This window comes from Brevibacillus sp. NPDC003359 (genome assembly GCF_042878995.1).
In the GTDB taxonomy this organism is placed as follows: domain Bacteria; phylum Bacillota; class Bacilli; order Brevibacillales; family Brevibacillaceae; genus Brevibacillus.
In genome coordinates this window covers 57,418-81,055 of the sequence record NZ_JBIAOR010000019.1, presented here as the reverse complement: position 1 = coordinate 81,055, position 23,638 = coordinate 57,418, and the positions used below count along the sequence as shown (strand labels likewise).

The window sequence follows — 23,638 nt, the reverse complement described above, 5'->3', positions numbered from 1 at the left end:
CGAGGAGCCATATGATGCTCCTGTAGCTCAGTCGGTAGAGCGTTTCCATGGTAAGGAAGAGGTCGCAGGTTCGATTCCTGTCGGGAGCACCAGAAGTATTCTCATGAAAATGGCCCGTTGGTGAAGCGGTTTAACACAGCAGCCTTTCACGCTGTCATACAGGGGTTCGAATCCCCTACGGGTCACCTAAAAACGCCTTAACAGCGGTTAAGGTACCTGCAAAGTTCTCAGAGTATGCTAAGAAGCATACTCGTCACTTTGTCAGGGATATGGAGGCTTAGCTCAGCTGGGAGAGCATCTGCCTTACAAGCAGAGGGTCGGCGGTTCGATCCCGTCAGCCTCCACCATAAAAAATGGGGAGATAGTGAAGTGGCTAAACACGGCAGACTGTAAATCTGCTCCCTCCGGGTTCGGCGGTTCGAATCCGTCTCTCCCCACCATTTTTTACTTTGCTGGTTGTTGGGGTATAGCCAAGCGGTAAGGCAACGGACTTTGACTCCGTCATTCCTAGGTTCAAATCCTAGTACCCCAGCCATTTTGCGAGCCATTAGCTCAGTTGGTAGAGCATCTGACTTTTAATCAGAGGGTCGAAGGTTCGAGTCCTTCATGGCTCACCAGTTTTTCAAAATCAAAATATGTGCCCTTAGCTCAGCTGGATAGAGCGTTTGACTACGAATCAAAAGGTCGGGAGTTCGAATCTCTCAGGGCACGCATCTTCATTTTAAAAATTGAAGAACAATAATCGGGAAGTAGCTCAGCTTGGTAGAGTACTTGGCTTGGGACCAAGGGGTCGCAGGTTCGAATCCTGTCTTCCCGACCATTTTTATATGCGGGTGTAGTTCAATGGTAGAACTCCAGCCTTCCAAGCTGGTCGCGTGGGTTCGATTCCCATCACCCGCTCCATATGCTTACTAGAAACGAGAAACCGAAATGGTTGCTCGTTTTTTTGTGTTTTTGACAAAGCTTGTCCGACAGGTTATTTATGCAAAATCATGTTGAGTTGAGTCATTTTGCTTTCCGGGGCTACAATATAGGAGTAGAAAATGAATGAACGAAGGAAAGGGTGGCACTTCTATGAACAAAAACATGAGCATTGTTGGTGTACCGATGGATCTAGGTGCAGACCGCCGCGGAGTTGACATGGGACCTAGCGCTATCCGTTATGCAGGTGTTGTAGCTCGTCTGGAAAAGATGGGTTTCAATATTGAAGACCGAGGAGATATTTTTGTAACGCGTCCTCACCACTTCACCGAGACGGAAAACCATAAGTACCTGGATGAAGTCGTTGAAGCCAATGAAAAGCTTGCCAATGTTGTAAGCGATATCATGACTGCAGGTCGATTCCCGCTCGTATTGGGTGGCGATCACAGCATTGCCCTTGGAACCATAGCAGGTGTGGCTAAGCATGTAAAAAACCTGGGTGTGATTTGGTTTGATGCTCACGGTGATTTGAATACAGGTGCCACTTCTCCATCAGGAAATATTCACGGAATGCCTTTGGCAGCGAGCTTGGGGTATGGACATGAGCGTTTGACGAACATTGGGGGATATACACCAAAGGTAAAGGCAGAAAACGTGGTCATCATCGGTGCGCGTGATTTGGATTCAGGTGAGCGTGAATTGATCAAACGTATTGGGATGAAGGTTTTCACCATGCATGAAATTGATAAACTTGGTATGGCTCGAGTCATGGATGAAGCAATCGCGCATGTGTCCAAAAACACAGATGGCGTGCATTTGAGCCTCGACTTGGATGGTCTCGATCCACATGATGCTCCAGGAGTAGGGACGCCAGTAATAGGTGGTATTTCCTATCGTGAAGGACATGTTTCATTGGAAATGCTGGCAGATGCGGATATTCTTTGTTCAGCAGAATTCGTGGAGGTTAACCCGATTCTTGACCGAGAAAACATGACGGCTCGCGTTGCAGTCGCTTTAATGAGTTCGGTTTTTGGGGATAAATTACTGTAAAATAATAGAGGAAGTTCATGAAAAAAGAGAGGCTTTTGGCCCTCTTTTTTTGTTTTTCCGCATCTTTACATTGATAGGGGAAAGCTGTACATTCTAAGGATGGAGACGTAGTTTATTTAATAGCTGGTCCAGTTGCACACTAAGCGTAACTAATTCTGGAGTAATGCAGGCTTGTTTCTTGTACTGATCGTTGAGTTTTTTTCGCAGCATTTCAATCTCGAGGAGAACGTCTTTTTTTGACAATCGTCGCACTCTCCTTTCCAGCCGTGAGATAAATGAGATATCATTACTTATATATAGAGGATAGCCATACGCTTATTCCTCTATTTCCCAACAAATTATCTGCACAAACACAGGATTAAAAATGAAACCATATGCAGTATCATCCGTATATAGGATTACGGTATTGTGGGGAGGATCGCATGGATTTTGTAGAGAAACGGTTGACTCAGCGGGCAAAACGCGGAGACCGTGAAGCTTATGCGGAGTTAATCGAGATTTATAAAGACAAGATATTTCAGCTCGCTTATCGTATGGTGGGAAACCGTCAGGATGCAGAGGACATCGCGCAAGAAACATTTTTGCGTGTTTATGCCAATTTGCATTCATACGATGATAGCTACAAGTTCTCCACGTGGATCTACAGGATCGCGACCAATCTATGTATCGACCGTGGCCGGAAAAAACGACCTGACTTTTCATTGGATGAAGAAACCGAACCAGGGCAAGGCCTGGACTGGTATTCACGCCTGTCTTCTAACGAGCGAACACCGGAGGACAAAGTCGTAACGCAGGAGCTGCAGGAGACGGTGCAAGGTGCGTTGTCTCATTTACAGCCCAAATATCGCTCGATTATGATCTTGCGTTATATCGAGGATTTGTCGTTGCAGGAGATCAGCGATATCGTAAAACTTCCCATAACGACAATCAAGACGCGTATTCACCGAGGAAGGGAAGCCTTACGCAGCAAGTTGCGATTGATGTGAGAAAGGAGAAAATCACGATGGAATGCCGGGATATGATTTGCCTCATCCACGAATATCTAGATGGGGACACTGATGAATTAGCCAATCTGCAATTGCAAACACATATAAAGTCTTGTATGAGTTGTCGCCAGCATATACACGAGTTGCAGAGAGCCATCGCTTTTGTTCAAAGCGCTTCACATATTCATGTCTCTCCTGATTTTACAGCTCGTGTACTTGCGCAATTGCCTGCGCCGACGAAAGCGAATCTGTTATCAGGATGGCTTCGAAATCATCCGTTTTTGACAGCTGCAGCGGTATTTCTCTTTTTGATGACCGGCAGCGTATTCAATAGTTGGTTTGATCGGGATGACACTTTACAGGTATCCTCTGCTAATTTGGATAAACTAAAAATAGATCATGAACGCAATGTCGTAGTCGTACCAGCTGGAACCAATATTGATGGAGACTTGGTTGTACGCAACGGAAACGTAGATGTTCAAGGCCATGTAACAGGGAATGTTGTGGCGATTGAAGGAAAAGTGTTCGTGGCATCTACCGCCCAAGTCGTGGGAAATACCGAATCGATCGAAGCAATCATGGATTGGATTTGGTATGAGGTGAAAAATATTGGAAATGACTTGCTTCCGATCTTGCCATAAGAGAAAATAGAGAGTACAGCTATCAGAGCACGGCAGTGGAGCCGTGCTTTTTCCGCAGGAGATAGACTGACTTCATTAGATGGAGCGAGATATGGGGGCTTCGTTATGATATCGATATCCATGGAATATGGGGATTTGCTACGGTATGCAACGGATATTTTACTCGTTACATACGTGTTCTATAAAATAATCATGCTTATTCGCGGGACGCGCGCTGTACAATTGCTGAAGGGGATTATGGTCATCGTGATCACATGGTTCCTTAGTAAATATTTTCAGCTGACGGCATTGCACGCACTGATGAATCAAGCTTTTACATTCGGGGTTTTGGCCGTCGTCATTATCTTCCAGCCAGAGTTGCGTCGAGCATTGGAGCAGCTTGGTCGAGGCAAGCTTTTTTCCCGATCAAGCAGTACGCAGGATGACGAAGCGGTTACCCGCTTGGTTCAAGAGGTGGGTAAATCGGTTACGTACATGGCCAAACGTCGGATTGGTGCATTGATCGTCATTGAGAGAGAGACGGGTCTAAATGACTACGTGGAAACGGGTATTGGCATTAACGGGCGAGTCAGCTCGGAGCTGTTGATTAATATTTTCATCCCGAATACACCGTTGCATGACGGGGCAGTCATTATGCGAAAAGACATGATTATGGCTGCTGCCTGTTATCTTCCACTGTCTGAGAACAATTCCATCTCCAAGGAGTTGGGAACACGCCATCGAGCGGCAATAGGGTTAAGTGAGGTTTCTGATGGCATTGCGATCATTGTTTCCGAAGAGACTGGTCAGGTGTCCTTTGCCGCGCATGGAGCAATGAATCGCAATCTGACGGAGGCGCAACTGGCAGAGATGCTGACAGAACAGCTTCAGCCTCTGTCCAAAGGCAAATCCATGGGAAGTCGTTGGCAATGGAGGCGAAAACATGGATAAATGGTTAAACAGTCATTGGTTTGCACGTGCTGTTGCATTGCTTTTGGCTGTCATGACGTGGATGATTGTCAACCTGGAAGCAGAACAAACGACGACTCCTGAGGCAAGTCAGCCAACTTTTATTGATAGTGTCAATTTGCATGTGAGATACGATACCGATCGTTATCAGGTGGTCAAGCAGCAACGAACGGTAAAGGTCGCCTTGGAAAGCAATAATCCTTTTTATCGACACAATTTCTTCCCAGAGGAATCGTGGGAAGTGTATGTCGATGCGACGAACCTGGGCAAAGGAACACATCGTGTACCTGTCCAGTACAAGGGATTCCCGGATGAAGTCAAGGTAGGAATCATCCCGAATATCGTGGAAATTACCTTGGAAGAGAAAAAGACCGTTGAGCGTGAAGTTTCCGTGGAAAAATTGGGACAGGTCGCCCCTGGTTACACGGCTGGAGAGCCTATTGTGAAGCCGTTTAGAGCGCTTGTAAGGGTACCTGAAAGCCAAGTGAATAAGGTAGCAGCAGTTAAGGCTTCGGTTGACCTGGAAGGGGCAACTTCGGCAATCAAAACAACGGTTCCGCTTAAAGTCGTGGACAAGTCTGGTAACGTGATTCAAGGGGCGGATGTGGTGCCACTTACGGTAGAAGTCAACATCCCCGTAACGAGTCCGTTTGCCAAAGTGCCAATCAAATTAAACTTGACGAATGAATTGCCGAATGGATATAGTTTGGCTAGTATGGGTATGAACGTGGAAGAGGTCACGGTCTATGGACCGAAGGAAGTCATTGATGGCATCAAATCCAACACATACCCAGGGCCGGAAATCGATCTCGGCAACATTACATCAGATCGCGACATAGAGCTAAAGATACCGTTAATGGATAATATTGTGAAGGTAGAGCCGGAGTATTTGACCGTATCGCTGAAAGTCGTTCCATCAACGACCAAGCGTTTGGATAAGATTCCGATTCGCATTAGCGGGCTATCAGAAAGCATGGAAGCTAAGGTACTATCCACCGATGGCCAAGAGATGTCTACAATCGACTTCGACGTGATCGGCGCACCTGAAGTGCTGAATCAGTTGAGGCATGAAGACTTGCAGGTCGTAGCAGATGTCAGCAATATGCCGGCGGGTGTATACGAGGTACCATTGAATTACATCTTCAATCAGTCGGAGTATATCAAGACTTCTGCGAGCGCACCGAAAAAGGTCACAATTCAAATCACGAACAAGCAAAGGTAGACATAAGCTGTTGTGTGCACAAGGAAGGAAATGAGGGACAATCATGGGGAAGTATTTCGGAACAGACGGTGTACGCGGTGTAGCAAATACACAACTGACACCCGAGCTGGCATTTAAAATCGGACGCGTTGGCGGTTACGTTCTCACCAGACACAAGCAGGAAGGGAAACCAAAAGTGGTGATTGGGCGCGATACGCGCATTTCCGGACAAATGCTGGAAAACGCACTTTTGGCTGGACTGTTATCGGTTGGAGCAGAAGTGGTCAGATTGGGTGTTATCTCTACCTCGGGGGTAGCGTATCTCACACGTGCACTTGGTGCAGATGCGGGTGTTATGATCTCCGCCTCTCACAATCCGTTTCCGGATAACGGAATCAAGTTCTTCGGCAGCAACGGTTTTAAACTGTCCGACGAAGTGGAAGCAGAAGTAGAACAGTATTTGGACGCGACAGAGGATACTATGCCTCGACCAACAGGCGAACAAATCGGGACGGTTCTGGAATTCCTGGAGGGTGGACAAAAGTACCTCTCTCACTTGAAGAGTACCGTATCTGAGCGATTTGACGGTCTGAAGGTAGTCCTGGACTGTGCAAATGGTGCTGTCTCATCATTGGCAGCTCGTCTGTTTGCGGATGTGGACGCTGAAGTGATCACGATTGGTGCGAATCCGAATGGAATCAACATCAATGACCAGTGCGGTTCAACGCATCCTGAACGTCTAGTAGAAGAAGTCTTAAAGCATAAAGCTGACTTGGGTCTTTCCTTTGATGGGGACGCGGATCGCTGCATTGCAGTGGATAATAATGGTGAAATCATCGACGGCGACTACATTATGGCGATCTGTGCACGAGCACTCAAGGCAAAAGGAAAGCTCAACAACAATACAGTTGTCACGACAGTGATGGCCAACATGGGCTTCTTCAAAGGGATGGAGGAGTGCTCCATCAATACGACGAAGACTGCTGTAGGGGATCGCTATGTAGTAGAAGAGATGCTGCGTGGCGGCTATAATCTCGGTGGCGAACAGTCCGGTCATATCGTCTTCCTGGATTACAATACGACAGGAGACGGTCTGTTAACGGGGCTGCAGCTCTTGAACATCATCAAGGAGTCTGGCAAGCCGTTGTCCGAGCTCAAACAAGTGATGGTCAAGTATCCGCAGCTCCTGATCAATGTCCGTGTAGAGGACAAGTCAAAGCTGAATGGCAATGAAGGTATTGCCCAGGCGATTCGTGAAGTTGAAGAAGATTTGGCTGGCAATGGTCGCGTTCTGGTTCGTCCATCTGGAACAGAACCAATCGTGCGTGTCATGGCAGAAGGTCCAGATGCGGCTCAGTTGGAAGGGCTCGTGAATCGGATCGTTGACGTGGTCAAACAAGAACTGGTGTAAAATTAGTGTAAAAGGTTGCAGGGAGCGGTTTCGATGCCGCTCCCTTTTGCATACAACTAAAATACGACGACGAAATATTGTCGCTCTTCATAATCTGTGGTACAGTGTTCATGTGCGCTAGCACCAAGAAAGAAAAAAATGGGAGGGGTTGTGCAAGAAAGAACAAACATCGTAAATCAAATGCATATCGTTGAAAAGCGCCAGCACTGAGGCTGCCCGACATGGAGCCCAGTGGACGAGGTGGAGGTTTATCGAAGGATTCGGCGGATACCTCCCGGCAGCAGTATCACTGCCGCAGAGCGCAGGAACAAAACATCAGGGTGATCTGATGGACAAAACCTTGCGTGTGATACGTTTTTTACCATTGCCGAAATAGATGAAACAAAATGAACCTATAAAAAACATGGAATGGCGGGGGACTTACCCCCGTACCATTGTTCGGGTCGAAGTCCCTCGCCAATTTGGAAGGGGACCATACACTTATGTGCGGAATCGTTGGATATATTGGAAATAAACAAGCGCAAGACATCGTCATCGGAGGACTTCGCAAGCTGGAGTATCGCGGCTATGATTCAGCAGGGGTCGCTGTTGTGAATGCAAACGGATTGGAGTACTTAAAAGCTCAGGGTCGTCTGGCTGTTCTGGAAGGCCGTTTGGAGTCGAAGCCATTGGCTGGTTCTATGGGAATCGGGCATACACGTTGGGCGACACACGGAAAACCGTCCGACGAGAACTCCCACCCGCATACAGACGAGAAATCGACTTTTGCAGTCGTTCACAACGGGATTATCGAAAACTTCCTGCCATTGAAAGAAGAGCTGCTCGCAAAAGGCTACACGTTCACCTCTGAGACAGATACCGAGGTTATCGCTCACTTGCTCGCTGACATGTACGATGGCGATATCGTTTCTACAGCGCGCCGTGCGGTTCAACGCATGCGTGGTGCCTATGCATTGGGTATCATGACTGAGCATGAGCCAGATAAGCTGGTAGCGATTCGTTTGGCTAGCCCATTGGTAGTTGGTGTGGGTCAAGGCGAAAGCTTTATCGGTTCGGATATCCCGGCTATTTTGGAGCATACACGTGACGTGTACATTTTGAACGAAGGCGAAATGGCTGTGTTGACTCGCGATGGTGTGGAACTGATGGACGCAGAGACCGGAGAGAAAATCGAGCGGGAACTGTTCCATGTCGAGTGGGATCTGGTACAAGCGGAAAAAGGCGGATATGATTCCTTCATGCTCAAGGAAATGCACGAGCAGCCTCAAGCTGTTCGCGATACCATGGGTGCCCGCATTGACGAGGACAACAAGCGAGTGATTTTGCCTGAGCTGAAAATGAGCGATGTGGAACTGGCGACATACGATCGCATCTACATCGTGGCATGCGGTACTTCCATGCACGCAGGTCTCGTCGGTAAGGATGTTATCGAGAAATGGACTCGCGTACCAGTAGAGGTAGCAGTTGCTTCCGAGTTCCGTTACCGTGATCCGATCTACACAGACAAGACACTGATGATCGTCATCAGCCAATCTGGTGAGACAGCAGACACGCTGGCTGCGCTGCGTGAGGCGAAAAAGAGCAACGTGAAGGTAATGGCTATCACCAACGTGGTAGGCAGCTCTGTCGCTCGTGAAGCTGACGAAGTGATCTTTACGTGGGCTGGTCCGGAAGTAGCGGTAGCATCCACAAAAGCATACACCTCCCAAGTCGTTGCCCTGTACTTGTTCAGCCTGTATTTGGCTCAAGTAAAAGGCACAATGGCGGTTGCTGAGATTGCTGAAGTCGTTGAGCACCTGAGCGAGATCCCTGGCAAAATCGCTTCCATGCTGGAGGACGATGATCAAATTCGTCGCTTTGCGGAGGGCACAAAAGAGGTAAGCAGCCTGTTCTTCATCGGCCGTAGCCTCGACTATGCGGTATCGCTGGAAGGCTCTCTGAAGCTGAAGGAAATCTCCTACATTCACTCCGAGGCGTATCCTGCTGGTGAGCTGAAGCACGGTACTCTTGCGCTGATTGAAGATAATGTTCCAGTTGTAGCTTTGGCTACGCAACCAGACATCTACGAAAAAACGGTAAGCAACATCGTGGAAGTAAAAGCTCGCGGCGCTCATGTACTGGGCTTTGCGACAGAAGGCAACCACGACCTGGCGAAGAGTGTGGATGAGGTCATTTACATGCCAGCCACTCTGCCAATGCTCACACCGATTCTGACCGTCATTCCATTGCAATTGCTTGCCTACTACGCTTCTGTCGCTCGCGGCCTCGATGTGGATAAACCACGGAACTTGGCGAAGAGTGTGACGGTTGAGTAGGATTGAAGAATAAGAACATCCTTGTTGGTGTGGGTAGTAATATAGTTTGTCACCTTCGGGAAGATACTTTGTCACACGTTGTAACATATGCTGGCCCAGCCTTGCTGCAGTATCACCTTACTGTAGCAAGGTTTTTTTGTGTTTAAAAATGAAATAAATTGGTTATTTTTGTATTGACTGGATAATTTAGCCGTGAGATTATGTGAGAAATCGTATGGAACAAGTCTCGACACTTTTCGGGGCGAATAAACAGGGGGGAACGTTTTGGATTGGTCAAACCGTAATTGGAGTAAAGAGGACAAGCTCTACGCACCAAAACGTAAAGTTGATAACAAAGGGAGCCACAACAAACCCCATGTAATCGGGTCTATAGCAAGCTACAAAATGAGTAGGGATGTAGCGTACCATTCATTAGCCGAATGCTTATTTTATTACTTTTTAGAACTCGATCAGGCCTCCATGCGATACTATGTCCAACCGATAAACGTCCCCATGAAAAATCTGAATAAGGATGGAGATTTAAAGCAATGGTTTCATGTTCCAGATGTACTCGTATTTCGTCAAGGCTCAGTTCCTCACTTGTATCAAATTAAGAATTCACCCGATATTGAGACAGAGATTTTTAAATTATGTAATAGTCGATGTGAAAAATTAGCATTCTCTCAAAATTGGAAGTATAGCGTGATTTATCCGAAGACATTACCTGAAGTGGTAGTACGCAATCTTAAATTCTTAAATCCTTACCTTAAGAAAAGAAAAAGTTATTCGCAATGGGTGGATCAAGTTATTAATAAGCTATCTTATTTAGAAACTTCATCTGTCTTAGATCTAGCTCGAAGCTTCACGGCTAGTGTGGATTTTCGATATATACTTCCAGTTGTATATCACTTAATTGCAACAGGTGTGTTCAATGTCAACTTACAAAAGACAATTAATGAGCACACTTTAGTTACGTTAGGGAATTTTTCTGGTCAGTTACGACAGTTTCTGGGGGAGAGTGATAGCTTTGAAACTTTTCAATTTAAAAATTAATGACGAGTTTCAGTTACATGGCAGAAGATACGTTGTAACTCATATTAATGCCCCAAAGGTATACGTCATTGCAGCTGGAAATGCGGCAGTTGAAGAGGAGTATGACTTTCTCTCCCTAATCACGAATCCAACATTTGAACCAAGTGCGTTGATTCAGAAAAGAGTGAGTCAAAAGTCAGAAGAATCTAAAACCAGGCATTTCTCTAATCTTGATGCACTTTCGGAAAAAAACCGGCAAGAGGTATCCCAGAGATTCGAAGTAATTGATCCATTATTGCTGCTCGATAAAGCTAAAAATGGTGACCTGAAAGCACATTACCAATTAGCCGAAAGATATCGAGAATATCTGACTGGGGTTCAGAACATTGAGAAGGTAACTCAGAAATTCGTACTACAACAGATTGCTAGCAAAACAGGAATATCGACTAGGACCTTAAAAAGGTATCTGGCTGATTATAGACGAGAGGAAAATGAACGACCAACATCAGGGATTGAGGGGCTTATTAGAAAAAATGTTTTTAAAGGAGATAGGATCAGGTCTGATGAGAAGCCGTTGTTAATATGCCATCCTAAGAAAAAAGATCTGGTGTTGGATACCATATATATCAGGAAAGATGAGCGATATTTACCGATCTTGAAAGAAGTAATTGAAATGGATTACTTATCTACAAAGAGACCTAAAATTTCAATGATAGCTAGAAAGATAGAAACAAAATGTACTCAAGCTAAGTTAGATCCGATTGATTATGATACAGTCGCTAAATTGATCGGAAGAATTGATAAGCAAATCAGGGAAAGGATGCGAGATGGAAGAGCTGCTGCTCAGAAATATAATCCGGTACAACGGGGATGGTCAAATCAAGAGGCTCTTTTTCCTCTTCATATTGTCGAGATTGACCATACTCAGTTAGATATTGATGTAATTAGTAAAACAGGAGATGTGACGGGGCGCCCTTGGATCACCTTAGGTATTGATGTTTACACACGCATGGTATGGTGTATGCACATTTCTTTTGAACACCCCTCCGCAAATAAGGTTCGAAAGGCAATCGAACATGGGATCTTCTTGAAACGATCAAGAGAGAAGTATAACACATTAAATGATTGGGATATTCACGGAATACCATCAATTATTTACATGGATAATGGACCGGAGTTTAAAAATGCAGAAGTGAAACGAATGATAAACGACACTCTACATTCAGAGGTAAGATATCGACCGGTCAAAACACCAAACTATGGAGGAACTATTGAACGTTTAATTGGCACGTTAAACTGGGGCATTATTCATTCTCTCGATGGTACTCGAAAAAGTTCAGTCGAGGATTTAGGGGACTATAATCCGGAAGAAAACGCGATATACACCTTAGATGATGTTATCGAATTACTTACTCTTTATATTACGGACATATATCACCATAAAGTACATCGGGGGTTACCCTTAGACACCCCCACCCCAGCTAGTATGTATTTTGATGGCTTGAGTTCTACTGGTGTCCCGGAGTGGATAAATGAAGAGGATGAGCCATATTACAAGATTGAACTATTGCCGACGATTGAGAAGCCTTACACTCGAGATGGGGTAAGGTTAGAAAACGTAGAATATAAGTCACCAGAATTATTCCACATGATCCAAGGAAGGTATGTAAAATACAAAGTTAAATACGATATTGATGACATATCAAGGATTTATATTCTATTACCCAAAACGAACGAATACGTTGAAGTCTTCGCAGCTAACCCACCGGCTAATGAACTGTACGGTGTAAGTAGATATATGTATAAAAAGATGTTAGAGAACCTCCGTACACTAGGGAAATTGAATATGAATCGGATTCCAGGATCAAGGCAGCTAGCGGAAGCGAAGTCGAATTTACATGCGAAAGTAGAAGCAAAAAAACAATTAAACAGAAGAGAAATTCAAGAGGCACAAAGAATGGGGTATGAGTATAAATTGTCTCCTCCAACAAAGGTACCAAACAAAAATAAACCTGAAGTTGATTTATTTGATTTATATGATTTACAAAAAAGCACAAGGTAATAGGAGGATAGAATGGAAGAACAAAACCCGTATATAGAATTCGCAGATCGCGTTGCTAATCTTTTCGTAGTTCATCCACGTATATCTGAAATTTGGGAAATGTTTGATTCCAAGCGCGTGATGAACCAGGCAAAAAAAAGTAAAAAATCGTATAATCATTATTTTATGATGGGGCCGTCGGGTGTTGGAAAAACAGTTTTATCAGAAGCATATAGAGATAGATATAAGGAATACATGTTAGTTGATGATGAAGGCACCGAGATTGATATTAAGCCAGTGGTGTATTTAGAATTACCTCATCCGTTTACGGTTCAAGAATTTTACCATAAGATCGTGAAAGCGTTGGGAGCTCCTCGTCTGCCTGGTAGGCCTTTGATTGGAGAAGTGAAAACACAGGCATTTCATTTGTTGGAAAGACAACGCGTAGAAATGCTTATTCTAGATGAATTGGATTTTATACTAAGTTCAAGGAATGTTTCGAACGAAGAAGCAATGGATACCATAAAACATGTGGCAAATGATGCGAAAATCACCTTAGTCTGTGTTGGAACTCACAAAGTAAACGAATTAAGAAAACTGGATGAGCAGTATAAAAAGAGATTCTCGCCTATTAGGCTAGAAACATTTAAAGAATGCGATGATAAGTTCCTTCAATTCTTATCATTGATTGAGGAGCAATTAGCACCTCCCAATCCTATAGGTCTTTCGGATTCAACAACACCACTACCAGAGGCTCTGTTTCAATACAGTTTTGGACGTCCCGGATATTTAGTTCAATCACTTCAAGAAGCTTATCGGATACTTGGTGTGTATGAACCAGACTTTAATGACTTTTCCCAGATAGACTTAACAGGTGCAATTTTAAAAAGAGCATTTAGAAACGTGCTTGGCGATATAACTGATGATGAGCGGAAGGATATGTGGAAGGACAGTGAGTTTGAAGAAGAATAATAAATTTACAAGGTAGAATTTAATATTGAAGCTATTAGAAAGGAGTTGCTGATATTACGGAAAGAATACACTTAGTTTGAATTATTTTAAAAAGCAATCATCTAGTGCTGACATCAATACTCTTGAGGTCAGCTTTTTTGTTTGAGTCGATATGATTTGTTTCTTCTGTAATTTCCCAATAAGTTTGGAATTTAAAAGTGGGGGGTTCTTAATAATCACTGATATTCAACAAGATCTGCTAAAGAACTATCTTGTTATTTCATTAAGATTCAAGTGTTTCGTGCAGCATGGGATCAAAAAATTGCAAAAGGAATCGATGATCTTCTTATTAAAGGGTTGTCAGCACAAATATTTCCCATCAACTAAGTGTTCAGTGACTGTTCAGTGACATTAGAGTTACTAAATTTACTTTAGAGTCGTTAAATTTCCGAAATCTAATGATCAAAGCTGCCCGGGTAATAATGCATGAACATAAATTATCACTCACTGTAATTTATGTTGGCCCTGCCTTGCTACAGTTCACTTTACTGTAGCAAGGTTTTTTTGTGTTTAAAAATGACTGAAATTTAGCTTTAAATTTATTATGGGAAATCCATACATGTGATCATGTTATGACCACTGTTTTTGCAAAATATAGTTGGTAACCAAAAAAGCATTAGCCTAAACAGTTAATGCATTTTTATTAAGTGTGGTGCAGTGATGATTAATAAAGTTCTAGACTGGTGACCAAGTTATGGTCAACCAGTAAAAACTGGCTGACCTCATAATACGAACTGGCAGGATAGTTTCAAGATAGTGTAGAACAAATTTAGAAAAGACAAGGGAGAATAATAAATTGAAGCAAGAGATAATAATTAATCTACCAATAGTAGCGGATGAAGTCCCCAATTTGAGGGAACTGGTTGGTTGGGACGGCAGATATTCAGATTATCCAACATTATTCGAACGTTGTAACTTTTGGGCTGGTCTCAGAGATGAGGAAAATAAGCTTATAGCATTCGGCTATGTTGCCGGGATGGGGTTGCAACATGGGTACATGGAAGACATAATTGTACACCCGGAATATCAGAAAAAAGGAATTGGCGAATCCTTAGTTAGGAAATTACTGCAAGAGGCAGAACGAGTTGGGTTAGAGATTGTAACATTGACATACGATTCAAAACATACATCCTTTTATACAAGGAGTGGATTCACTCCCTGTTCTGGGGGATTATGGAGGAGGAAAGATTAAACCAACGGGACACGATAGTTCAATAAAAAAGCGGCAATCTAGGACTTTATTTTCCCGTCCATGGCTGGTATCGAAATAAAACGGGTGCTGCGGCATCCGTTTTTGTTTGTTGAACTAAAGACAGGTAAATCTAAAAGGTATGTCCTGGAACTAAAATCCACCCAAGTTGTAAAACTGCGGCAAAAATCTAGTTCCGAGTTGTAAGAAGGTGAACATTAAGATGAATTACGATAATGTAACTACAAGGTTATTAACCGTTGTGCCCCAGATTAGACCACATTATGAGAAAGGAATGGAATGGTTAGAGGAGGAGTTACCTCATGTCTTATTTGGGATAATGGTGGTACCCTTTATAATAAAAAATCTGGAGGAAAATAAACCTTTAGATGTGATGTTTAACTTTATTGAAGAGATGTCTCTAAGTAGTGATGAGAGAATTCAGGAGTTAGTAGTTGTTTCAGTTATTGAATCGTTAATTGTTGAAAGGGAAATTATTCACCATGCAAAATCAAGCATGGGAAAGCGAACAAGAGAACTTTGTGATGATATAGAGAGAGAATTCGGATATTAGTTTGGGTATAACAGTGGAATAATGAAGTGAAAATGGAAGATAAAGTGCTGTTTATTCCAGAATAGTGGCTTAATAAACCTGGGTGGCAGCTTTAAAGTTGCCACCTGAATTATACCCATAGTCAGCTATATCATACAGCTAAGTGAAGGACCAATAATGTTGCTCGTCTTGATAAAATGTTGGGTATCTGATTTTTGGCAATGGGAGGCTAAACATAAGTGATGGAAGCAAACGATCATGTAGCGCCAAATCCACATTGGAAAACAAAATTATTCTCTTTCTAAGCAGTCAGGCGATTTCACTTTTTGGATCATCCCTCTCTTCCTCTCGTTCTGTTTAGATGCCGTCTCCCATCTGAATCTTCTCGGTTATGACAGTAACGAAAGACATTCCTATAATAGATATGACTGTCTGCAGTGATTGCTTCTGGATTTCTATTAAGGCTACTCCATTGCCGTAAATAACTCTCAGGTAATACAAACCTCCACTGTCTCGTTCGACTTTTTAAACTTACCTAAAATTTTTCAAAAAAAGTTGAGATCTTTTTCCACCATTTACCGTCGTAATAAAGTGTACAAGCAAAAAGGCGATAGCTGCGCAGCGTACCTTTTTGAACCTGTAGCCCTCGATACAGGTTTTTGATATGGGGAGGAAGACAGATGCAGGACGACAGGCTGATCATTGAGGAAGTCCTCCGAGGAAACAAAGAGGCGTATTCTCAGATCATACAAAAATATAACAAAAGGGTCAGATTGCTCATTCGCAAGATGATCGGACAGCCGCATCTTGAACAGGACGTGGCTCAGGAGATCTTTATCAAGGTGTACTACCATTTGGGTGACTACAGCAAAAGCTACGAATTCGGTGCCTGGCTCTACAGGATCGCCACCAATTATTGCTTTGATGAACTCCGTAATCGGAAACGATCGATTCCGGTTATAGAAGCAGAGATTGAACTGGCTACCAGTCATACACCTGAACTTGAGTACCTTGCGAAAGAGCAGAAAGTCTTTTTACAAAATCGAATGATGACCCTGGAGTCCAAATACCGCGTTGTCCTGGAACTGCGTTACCTCCAATTTTTGAGCTACGAAGAAATTAGCGAGGAGCTGGGTGTTCCCATCAGTACGGTGCGAATGCGTCTTTCCAGAGGCAAGGACAAGCTCAGAAATGCCATTACGAATTCGGGGCAAGGAGGGGACCTCCACCTATGACATGCTTGGATAAATTCATGCTGAACGCGTATCTGGAAGACAAGCTTCCTTTACGAGTAAAACAAGAAATACAACGGCATCTGGACACATGCAGCTCGTGTCAGATCAAGTTTGAGCAATATTTGGATGAGCTAGATACATCCGATGATGAAGTGGAAGAAGTATGGCAGACGGAGGCAACCATCCAAAATGTCATGGACAAACTCCCTGCCTACCCGATGAACGTACTCAAACCAGTACAAAAACAACCAGTTCAAATAAATTGGAAAAAGCGGAGTGTGGATATTGTGAAGAAAACAACGATTGCAGTTGCGGGATTGGCTATGGTTGTCACATTCGGAACAGCAGTTTCTCCTACGTTTGCGAACTATGTGAATGGAATCTATGCATCGGTCAATTCGAGCGAGGTAACGGTAACAAAAGGGCCATACAATGCGAAACAAGTAGTCGACCTGTTTGATAAAAAGCAGACAGACATTGGCGTGAAGAAAGCGGCAGAAAACGGCTTTGTACAGCCGCTTGACATGAAGGTGACAGACCAAGGTCTGACCATGGAAATCAGTGCGGTTGTAGCAGATCCCTTGCGTATCATAATTCTGGGCTCTGTAACGGACTCGTCAGGCAAAAAGATTCCTTCGTTCTGGGAGGATGAGTTCACGTTCATTTCAAGCGACAATGTGAATGAATTCAGGGAAGTTCGACTGAAAGATAAAAATGGCAAAGTAATCAAACGATTAGATGATCAATCGGAACTGCTGAGGTGGCTGCCGCTGCCGAACGGTGAAAACTTCGCCTACGGCTACGGAGGCGGTCTGGGCGCATTCTTTAATGAAGCGAATCCAATGCCGGACGAATTGATTTTGGAAATGCGCGTGAAGCGCCTGACAAATACGAAAGGCACGTGGAATTTCGATATCCCGATTGATATGCGACCAGCAAAAGCAGCCATGAAAACAGTAGCGTTAAACAAGGAGTTAAAAACTCCAACAGGGGCAACAGTAGAGCTAAAAGAAGCGCGCTTTGTTCCCACTGCTACGCAGCTAGAGTTCTCAAACAGCAATCCGAATGAGAAAGTAGTGGAGGGTTTTCGTTACGAGCTTGTCGATGAAAAGGGTACTGTAGTGGGCAAATGGGATGATATGATTGAATCCGATGAAATCAACAGCACTCTCAATATCATAGGCATGAGCCATGGCGCGTCGATTAACTTCACAGAGAAGTGGCAGCCAAGTACGAGTTTTGTCCATACGTACATGCCGCTGGACCCTGCAAAAAACTTGACAATGAAGCTCGATGCTGTCTATACAGGAGAGAAAGTCTCTTCTCAAACCAAGCTATCTCTTGCTGAACTAGAGAAAGGTCCGAAAAAAGTGGATGTAGTTGGGAACCAAATCACGTTTAAATCGATCGAAATGGAAGTTGATGAGGAGGATACCTCATTCGATATTCCATTGGAAGCCATTCTGGCCAAAGATATTGTGGGGCTTCCAGAGCGATGGACGGTGAAGGACGAAAACGGGAATGATGCCGAACTAGTATGGTTAAGGGTCAACAAAAAAGAAAACCAAGATGGTACGATAAAACTCGAAGGGAAGCTAGAAGTGCGCTTTGAGAAAAAAGATGTGAAGGAAATATCAGTTGTGCTCGATCGTGTAATAAAAGAGAACAAAGTCGATTGGGAAGTGCAAATCAAGGAAGAAAAGAAGTAGTGTGATAACCAAGCCGCTCGTTCCTGTAATAGGGATCGGGCGGCTTCTTTGCAATTGAAGTCAGTATTTAGCAAACTCTGATTTGAGTTGAGTGAAGGGAATAGGGTGTTCATTCCGTCTGTACGAGATCTGACGTACGAGACTGACGGAACACGCATTTTATTTTAGGCTAATCCAAATTTTTCTTAAAAAGGTGTCACAAATTGATTGGATAGATTGTTATACATAGTGAGAGGAGGGCAACTTGTGGAAAAGAGGGATATCGAGCGCCTATTAAAAGAGATAAAGTCAGGCTCTCTAGACCAATACGAAATCATTATCGACCACTATCAGCAACCTATCTTTACATACTGCTACCATATGCTCGGACATCGCCAGGATGCAGAAGATGCTGTCCAAGAAGTTTTGTTTCGCGCTTACGAGCATCTGGAGCAGTATACATACTCGCTGTCGTTTTCCGCATGGCTCTACCGGATCGCTTACAATCATTGCGCCAATGTGCTGAAGCGTCGGAAATTAAGGCGATTGCTGCCTTTCCTGTACATAAGTAATCAGGATGGCCGGAATTACGTAGAGGAGAAAATCGACAGCGATTATTTCGGGGAGCCGCTGGAGAGCATCTGGAGTCGGTTGTCTGCAGAGGAACGGACACTCATGTTCCTTAGGGTGATGGAGGAAAAAGAGTACGAGGAAATCGCAGTATTGATGGATAAAAAACCCGCGGCACTTCGCAAGCAATTCGAACGGCTTCTGAAAAAGTGCAAACGTTATTTTCTAATGACAGGAGGGGTGCTGGATGATGGACAAAAATCCGTATAAGCGTTTGCAGGAGATGCTTGCAACTAAGCCAGTCCCCAAAGTCGATGTGAAAAATAAAGTCATGGCAGCCATCTATGCCAAGAAAAATGAGGAGGAAAAAGTAGTGAAGAAGAAAATCGGATTGTTACTTATCGTAGGATCGCTGGTAGGAGCATCGTCCGTGTGGGCGGGAATGGAATTGATTCAATTGAAGAACGAGAAAGGCGAAGTGGTGTTTGAATTATCCCAGCAAACGGATTACGAGCAAGAGCAACTGATCCAACAGCTCCCGCCGGAAGTAAAGGCGAAGATGGCCCAAGAAAAGACAGAAAGCGAGCGGCAAGACGAGATCGTTACAGAAATCTGGAACGGCCTGAAGCCAGGAAAAACGGCTGCCATTTACTGGTTGCCCAAAGAGGAAGAGGAAAAGAATAAGAATGACGGTGCCTCTCGCAAATACGATCCGAATATTGATGTCGTTTACAAACCGTTCACGTATACGAACGCAAAAGATATAGAGAGCAAAGTAGGCAAGATGTACACGTTTCCCGCTGAGCTGAGCGGGGCCTTCCGTTTCCAAGAAGGGGAGGTATGGTATGAGGAAAGCGACCAGTACGATGTGGAAGCGATGAAGGCGGAAGCAAAGAAAGACAAGAAACAATACGTGGTGAAGGAAATCCCGTCAAGTGATAAGCTGGAACGTGTCAGTGTCGCCTACAAGTCAGAGAAAGGCAATGTAAGAGTCGATGTGAGTATTGCCAAAAATGGCAAGGTGGAAACGAATGCCAAGACGATGGAAAAAGTCATGATTGGCAACAATGAAGCAGTTCTCATGACGCACACTTCTAAACAAGGCGAAAATTCGTATTGGATAATCTGGGTAAAAAACGGTACAAACATCAAATACTCCCTGAGAGCAGATGAGAAAATCGCTTCAAAAGAAGAGTTGATCAAGATGGCCAAAGAGGTTAATGCAGGGAAGTAATATCGAATGGGCAACCCAAAGCGCTAAACTGCTTTGGATTGCCCATTTTGATTCATGATCCTTAATGGCTGATTTTTCTAGTTATAGTTGAACTTTTGACCAAAAGCTGCTTTAGTGTGTTAAAGAAAGTACTAGAACCTATCTAGTATGGCTTCGGGAAATCCCTGTCAGCATTTCTCCTGATTCCTTTCTCAAAGTTATTGAAAAGCTGAAGTATGTTGGATATTACGTACTCCAAACGTAGCAAAAAGCTCAGTGCGTTGAACTTTTACATGACAAATATTCCAACGGAATGGATACCTGGGATACACTTACATGACTTGTATTCCTTACGCTGGCAAATTGAGATTCTCTTTAGAACATGGAAATCATTCTTCCAGATCCATCACTGTAAAGAGATTAAGATCGAACGTTTGCAATGTCATCTTTATGGTCAGTTGATTGGTATCTTAACTTTGTTCTTCTACGATGTTTCAGATGCGACAACTCTTATGGCGGAAGAAAAGAGAGCTCAGTGAATACAAAGCCTTTTATATGAACAAGGATTATATGCTCGTCCTACATCAAGCCATACAAATAAACACCCAAGCCATATCGAAGATCCTGTTTCGTATGTTTCACCTGTTAGAAAAAAACGGACGAAAATCTCACCATTATTAACGATTTCCACGGTAGTCGAATTAATTGAGATACTCCACTCGATACAAACCTTACAACAACTGTAAGTGTTAATTGATATATATTTTTTTTATGGTATTAGTATAGAAAAATATACGAGGGAGAATAGAATATGAAAATTTCAGATAAGCTACTTCAAGTTCAGGAAGTGCATAAGACATATGGTAAGGGACAAAGTGAAACCGTTGCATTAAAGGGAATTACCTTTGATGTTCTCCCGGGAGAGTTTCTTGGAATTATGGGTGCAAGTGGATCAGGCAAGACTACATTGCTAAATTGCATTGCAACCATGCTTAAGCCAACATCTGGACAAATTATGTTAGATGATCAGAATATTTCTTCATTTAAAGGATCACAACTAGCAAAATATAGAGGAAGTAAAATTGGATATTTGTTCCAGGAGTTTGAATTATTAGATAATCTGACTGCTAGAGAAAATATTGTTTTACCCTTGTCTATACATGGAGAGAATCCTAAAAAGCAAGAATTACAGCTTCAACAATTAGCGAAGCAATTTGACATTGAAGATGTGTTAAATAAATTTCCTTCTCAAATATCAGGAGGCCAGAAGCAGAGAGTTGCAGCGGCAAGAGCATTGATTTCTAATCCAAGCATTGTATTAGCAGACGAGCCAACAGGTGCTTTGGATACCAAAAATGCAAAAATCTTGATGGAGAAACTATCTTCAATCAATCATACAGTTGGGACTACCATTTTGATGGTTACTCATGATGCCAATGCAGCAAGCTTTTGCTCAAGAATCTTATTTATCCAAGATGGTGTGATATTCCATGAGCTTCGAAAGAAAGTGCCTGGAGAAACTCAGAATTCCTTTTATGAACGTATCTTAACTGTTGTGGCACAGTTGGGAGGAGGCAGCAGCAATGTTCTTTGATTTTATCAAGCGGAATAGTCGTAAGACCCGAAAAGAGAATGGAGTTTATTTTGCCTCACTCATTATTTCAATTGTAGCTTTTTATGTTATCCTTTCACTTGGTGAACAAGATGTTATGTTGTATCTGAAGACCGTTGAAAGTGATGCGGTAGCTAGGCTTCTGCTAATGATTCCGATGCTCTATGCCGTTTCGCTATTCTTCGTTTTTTTCTTAGTATATTTTGCGAATAAATACCAATTGCAACTTCGTAGTCATGAATTTGGATTGTATTTAATGATGGGTATGAAGCGAAGCAAGCTGTTTGCAATGATTATGGGTGAAACATTGTGGAATGGCTTAGTTGCTTTGATTATTGGAGTTCCAGTTTCCTTATTTTTAACTGAGTTAATAAGTCTGGCAACTTCTAGACTTATTGGAATGGGTATTATTGGTCATCAATTTCATATCTCTTGGATTGGGCTGGGGCTAACGGTAGTTGGTTTTATTATTGTTCAACTAGTAGCTGTGTTTATTCTTAGCTTGAAAATCAGCAGGAAGGAACCTATAGATTTGCTAAATGACCAGAAGGAAAAAACGCAACGGGTCCTTTCACCTGTGTGGAGCATAGTTAGTTTACTGACTGGAGCAGTATTGCTCCTTGGAGCAATTTTTCTATGCGTAGCCTATGGGTTGGCGATACTATATTTGCGTAGCCTTGATTATAGGATATTTGCATTGATACTCATCATCGGAATCAGTGGAACTTTCATACTGTTTCGTGGATTGGGCAGTTTAATTGGAGCATGGATAAAACGTAAGGGCAGTTCTTCTACCGGTTTATTTGTATTTACAGGAAGGCAACTTCAAGAAAATGTTCTAAACCAATGGGGTTCACTTGCTATATCTTCACTGTTAATTCTTATGGCAATGGTTAGTTTTGCATATGGAATTTCTACTGCTCTAAATAATAGTGCTACATCTAGCAGAACTGTCGACTTTACTTTTAGAGGATCGGAAAAAGAAATTGTTTCTGAACTGACATCAGATAAACTGGAGCCTTATGTAAAAGGGTATTATGTTGTGAAATTGGGATATTTTCGTCCTTTCGATGCAGAGAAGTCCGAAAATGAAGCTTTAAGTACTTTTTCTTGGTCAGGATTAGTAGAATCTGTCTCCAGGGAAGTAAATTCGCAAGAAAAAGAAAGTTTATTAAGTTATTTATCTGGACAGGATAGCCCTTATTTAATTTCCCTTTCTAGTTATAATGCATTACTTAAATCTATCAATATAGCTCCTGTCGTATTAGGAGATGATGAAGTTGCATTGTATTCTGATGAAGATTTTTCCCACACTCATGACATATTGAGGGAGGTACTGCAATTCAATCCAACAGTTAGCATGGGCGAAAAACAATATAAATTAATATCAAAACTATATACAAGCAACGTAGTTGCAGATAGGGCTATCACTCTTTCATATGCATTAATCGTTCCCGATGATATCTATGATACCTTCGCTGTAAGTTCTCAGGATTCACACCTCTGGAATATGGTTCTAAACGCTGATTTTGTTCAGGAAAAAGGTTTAATGCAAGCCATGTATGAAGTAGATGAGTTGCTCAATAAATCCGGCTTAGACTATGAAAGTTATCTTTCAAGTATGGGGAGGCAATTGTTTTATACAGTGGCAGGTAGTTATACCACATTCTATCTAGGTATAATGTTCTTAATCATTGCAAACACAGTGTTGGGCTTAAAGTTCCTTATGCAGCAAAAAAGTACGAGACACAGATATTCCACAGTAGCTATGCTAGGAGCAAGTGTTGAATCCCTATGTTCATCAGCAAGGATACAAATTTGGTTATATTTTGGTTTAGTTATCTCGGTAGCATTGATCAGTTCTATATTTGGAATATGGTCCATGTTGGATGCTTTCCCCAATTCAATAAACTTTAATAAAAGTACTAGCACAGTAGTGACTTCTCTTATTGTATTTATAGTTTTTGAACTTTGTTATATTTGGATGATTCAGCGAAAGAGTGATGAAGAAATTAAGAAATTAAGAAATTAAGAAATTAAAA

Annotated in this window: 19 protein-coding genes, 9 tRNA genes and 1 pseudogene; 28 read left to right on the top strand and 1 reads right to left on the bottom strand. The window is 42.8% G+C overall.

The window, feature by feature from the left end:
• Positions 1–16: 16 nt before the first annotated feature.
• From ACFYU8_RS28100 to rocF, 10 genes are all read left to right on the top strand, one after another.
• Positions 17–92, top strand: a tRNA-Thr gene (locus ACFYU8_RS28100).
• Positions 93–111: 19 nt separating this feature from the next.
• Positions 112–185, top strand: a tRNA-Glu gene (locus tag ACFYU8_RS28095).
• A gap of 86 nt (positions 186–271) precedes the next feature.
• Positions 272–347, top strand: a tRNA-Val gene (locus tag ACFYU8_RS28090).
• A gap of 8 nt (positions 348–355) precedes the next feature.
• Positions 356–440: transfer RNA gene (locus ACFYU8_RS28085), tRNA-Tyr, on the top strand.
• A gap of 20 nt (positions 441–460) precedes the next feature.
• Positions 461–535 (top strand) — tRNA-Gln (locus ACFYU8_RS28080).
• A gap of 6 nt (positions 536–541) precedes the next feature.
• A tRNA-Lys gene (locus ACFYU8_RS28075) sits at positions 542–617 on the top strand.
• A 20-nt stretch (positions 618–637) separates the two neighbouring features.
• Positions 638–711: transfer RNA gene (locus ACFYU8_RS28070), tRNA-Arg, on the top strand.
• Positions 712–743: 32 nt separating this feature from the next.
• Positions 744–820, top strand: a tRNA-Pro gene (locus ACFYU8_RS28065).
• Positions 821–829: 9 nt separating this feature from the next.
• Positions 830–903, top strand: a tRNA-Gly gene (locus ACFYU8_RS28060).
• 171 nt (positions 904–1,074) lie between these two features.
• Positions 1,075–1,971 carry an arginase gene (rocF, locus tag ACFYU8_RS28055; RefSeq protein ID WP_390306014.1) on the top strand — a complete coding sequence of 299 codons (897 nt, stop codon included), beginning with the start codon at positions 1,075–1,077 and terminating at the stop codon, positions 1,969–1,971.
• Positions 1,972–2,064: 93 nt separating this feature from the next.
• Here rocF and ACFYU8_RS28050 read toward each other — a convergent pair whose 3' ends face one another.
• Positions 2,065–2,223, bottom strand: coding sequence for a Spo0E family sporulation regulatory protein-aspartic acid phosphatase (locus ACFYU8_RS28050; protein WP_390306008.1), 159 nt, complete (start codon positions 2,221–2,223; stop codon positions 2,065–2,067).
• Positions 2,224–2,393: 170 nt separating this feature from the next.
• Here ACFYU8_RS28050 and sigW point away from each other — a divergent pair, with 170 nt between their 5' ends.
• The 18 genes and pseudogenes from sigW to ACFYU8_RS27960 all read left to right on the top strand — a co-directional run bounded on the left by sigW (position 2,394) and on the right by ACFYU8_RS27960 (position 23,628).
• On the top strand, positions 2,394–2,957 hold the full coding sequence (gene sigW, locus ACFYU8_RS28045; protein WP_390306006.1) for an RNA polymerase sigma factor SigW: 564 nt from the start codon (positions 2,394–2,396) through the stop codon (positions 2,955–2,957).
• A 17-nt stretch (positions 2,958–2,974) separates the two neighbouring features.
• Positions 2,975–3,598 (top strand): zf-HC2 domain-containing protein, encoded by a 624-nt coding sequence (locus ACFYU8_RS28040; RefSeq protein WP_390306004.1) that lies wholly within the window; start codon positions 2,975–2,977, stop codon positions 3,596–3,598.
• A 105-nt stretch (positions 3,599–3,703) separates the two neighbouring features.
• Positions 3,704–4,528, top strand: a complete 825-nt coding sequence (gene cdaA, locus ACFYU8_RS28035; protein ID WP_390306002.1) for a diadenylate cyclase CdaA — start codon at positions 3,704–3,706, stop codon at positions 4,526–4,528.
• Positions 4,521–5,768 carry a CdaR family protein gene (locus tag ACFYU8_RS28030; protein WP_390306000.1) on the top strand — a complete coding sequence of 416 codons (1,248 nt, stop codon included), beginning with the start codon at positions 4,521–4,523 and terminating at the stop codon, positions 5,766–5,768. The genes cdaA and ACFYU8_RS28030 overlap by 8 nt, the downstream gene beginning before the upstream one ends.
• 43 nt (positions 5,769–5,811) lie before the next feature.
• Positions 5,812–7,158 (top strand): phosphoglucosamine mutase, encoded by a 1,347-nt coding sequence (gene glmM, locus ACFYU8_RS28025; protein ID WP_390305999.1) that lies wholly within the window; start codon positions 5,812–5,814, stop codon positions 7,156–7,158.
• Positions 7,159–7,640: 482 nt separating this feature from the next.
• Positions 7,641–9,473 carry a glutamine--fructose-6-phosphate transaminase (isomerizing) gene (glmS, locus tag ACFYU8_RS28020; RefSeq protein ID WP_390305998.1) on the top strand — a complete coding sequence of 611 codons (1,833 nt, stop codon included), beginning with the start codon at positions 7,641–7,643 and terminating at the stop codon, positions 9,471–9,473.
• A gap of 264 nt (positions 9,474–9,737) precedes the next feature.
• Positions 9,738–10,505 (top strand): PDDEXK family nuclease, encoded by a 768-nt coding sequence (locus tag ACFYU8_RS28015; RefSeq protein ID WP_390305997.1) that lies wholly within the window; start codon positions 9,738–9,740, stop codon positions 10,503–10,505.
• Entirely contained in the window at positions 10,480–12,546 is a 2,067-nt protein-coding gene (locus tag ACFYU8_RS28010; protein WP_390305995.1) for a Mu transposase C-terminal domain-containing protein, read from the top strand. The genes ACFYU8_RS28015 and ACFYU8_RS28010 overlap by 26 nt, the downstream gene beginning before the upstream one ends.
• Positions 12,547–12,558: 12 nt before the next feature.
• Positions 12,559–13,497, top strand: coding sequence for a TniB family NTP-binding protein (locus tag ACFYU8_RS28005; protein WP_390305992.1), 939 nt, complete (start codon positions 12,559–12,561; stop codon positions 13,495–13,497).
• Between the two features lie 835 nt (positions 13,498–14,332).
• On the top strand, positions 14,333–14,728 hold the full coding sequence (locus ACFYU8_RS28000) for a GNAT family N-acetyltransferase (RefSeq protein WP_144618169.1): 396 nt from the start codon (positions 14,333–14,335) through the stop codon (positions 14,726–14,728).
• Positions 14,729–14,948: 220 nt separating this feature from the next.
• Positions 14,949–15,299, top strand: coding sequence for a DUF7674 family protein (locus tag ACFYU8_RS27995; protein ID WP_390305989.1), 351 nt, complete (start codon positions 14,949–14,951; stop codon positions 15,297–15,299).
• A 659-nt stretch (positions 15,300–15,958) separates the two neighbouring features.
• The gene (locus ACFYU8_RS27990; protein WP_144618167.1) at positions 15,959–16,513 is read left to right on the top strand and encodes an RNA polymerase sigma factor; all 555 of its coding nucleotides are present in this window, start codon (positions 15,959–15,961) and stop codon (positions 16,511–16,513) included.
• A complete protein-coding gene (locus ACFYU8_RS27985) occupies positions 16,510–18,222 on the top strand; it encodes a DUF4179 domain-containing protein (protein WP_390305987.1) in 1,713 nt (570 codons plus the stop codon). The genes ACFYU8_RS27990 and ACFYU8_RS27985 overlap by 4 nt, the downstream gene beginning before the upstream one ends.
• A gap of 246 nt (positions 18,223–18,468) precedes the next feature.
• Complete coding sequence (locus tag ACFYU8_RS27980; RefSeq protein WP_390305984.1) at positions 18,469–19,041, top strand: RNA polymerase sigma factor; 573 nt, start codon at positions 18,469–18,471, stop codon at positions 19,039–19,041.
• Positions 19,019–20,005 (top strand): hypothetical protein, encoded by a 987-nt coding sequence (locus ACFYU8_RS27975; RefSeq protein ID WP_390305982.1) that lies wholly within the window; start codon positions 19,019–19,021, stop codon positions 20,003–20,005. Before ACFYU8_RS27980 ends, ACFYU8_RS27975 begins: the two co-directional genes overlap by 23 nt.
• A gap of 230 nt (positions 20,006–20,235) precedes the next feature.
• Positions 20,236–20,662 (top strand): annotated as a pseudogene (locus ACFYU8_RS27970) (transposase); the annotation flags it as partial.
• Between the two features lie 133 nt (positions 20,663–20,795).
• On the top strand, positions 20,796–21,578 hold the full coding sequence (locus ACFYU8_RS27965; RefSeq protein ID WP_390305980.1) for an ABC transporter ATP-binding protein: 783 nt from the start codon (positions 20,796–20,798) through the stop codon (positions 21,576–21,578).
• Positions 21,568–23,628 carry an FtsX-like permease family protein gene (locus tag ACFYU8_RS27960; RefSeq protein WP_390305978.1) on the top strand — a complete coding sequence of 687 codons (2,061 nt, stop codon included), beginning with the start codon at positions 21,568–21,570 and terminating at the stop codon, positions 23,626–23,628. Before ACFYU8_RS27965 ends, ACFYU8_RS27960 begins: the two co-directional genes overlap by 11 nt.
• Positions 23,629–23,638 lie beyond the last annotated feature (10 nt).